This window comes from Chitinophaga varians (assembly GCF_014529945.1).
Classification (GTDB): domain Bacteria; phylum Bacteroidota; class Bacteroidia; order Chitinophagales; family Chitinophagaceae; genus Chitinophaga; species Chitinophaga varians.
The window spans coordinates 1-786 of record NZ_JACVFB010000026.1 but is presented as its reverse complement, the minus strand read 5'-3'; the positions used below and the strand labels follow the sequence as shown (position 1 = coordinate 786).

Below are 786 nucleotides of genomic sequence, written 5' to 3'. Positions count from 1 at the left end.
AGCGTGGAGCGTTATCCGCTTCCCGGTGCGTTGACCGCCTCCTTACGGGCGCTCAGCCGCGAACAGGACAGCACGTTGTTTATGAGTTTGCTGGCTATCGTCAACATACTGTTATACCGTTATACCGGTCAGGAAGATATTATCACCGGCAGCCCTGTTTCCGGCAGGGAACATGGTGAGCTGGAAGATCAGCTGGGCTTGTATATCAACACGCTGGCGCTGAGATGCCGTTTCCGGGGAACGGACAGCTACCGCGAAATATTACAACAGGTACGGCAGGTGACGCTCGACGCGCAGGCGCATCAGGCCTATCCTTTTGATGCACTGGTAGATGAACTGCCGCTGCCCCGTGATACGAGCCGCCACCCGCTGTTTGACGTGATGGTGATGATGGACCATACCACCGTAGCACCTTTGACAGCAGGAGGCTTAACGCTGCATCCTTACGAAGGCATGGCCGACGAGGTGGCCAAATTCGACCTGACTTTTACTTTTGAAGACCAGGGGGATGAGCTGTTGTTGAACATCTCTTACAACAGTGATATCTACCATACAAGTACCATCCAACGGATGTGTACACATGTTGAACAGTTGCTGGCGGCTGTTACCGCAGCGCCGCAGCTCCCTGTCGCAGAACTGGACTACCTGCCGACGGCAGAGAAGAACAGGATTATTGCCGAATTCAATGACACCGCTACCAACTGGCCGGCTACTGAAACGATTGTTACTCTATTTGAGCAACAGGTGGCCCGCACGCCGGAGCAAACGGCATTGGTGTGCGGAGAT

Annotated in this window: 1 protein-coding gene; it reads left to right on the top strand. The window is 54.3% G+C overall.

From position 1 onward, the window contains the following. Positions 1-786 (top strand): condensation domain-containing protein (locus ICL55_RS34885; RefSeq protein WP_223151698.1); only part of this gene is annotated, 786 nt, incomplete at both ends.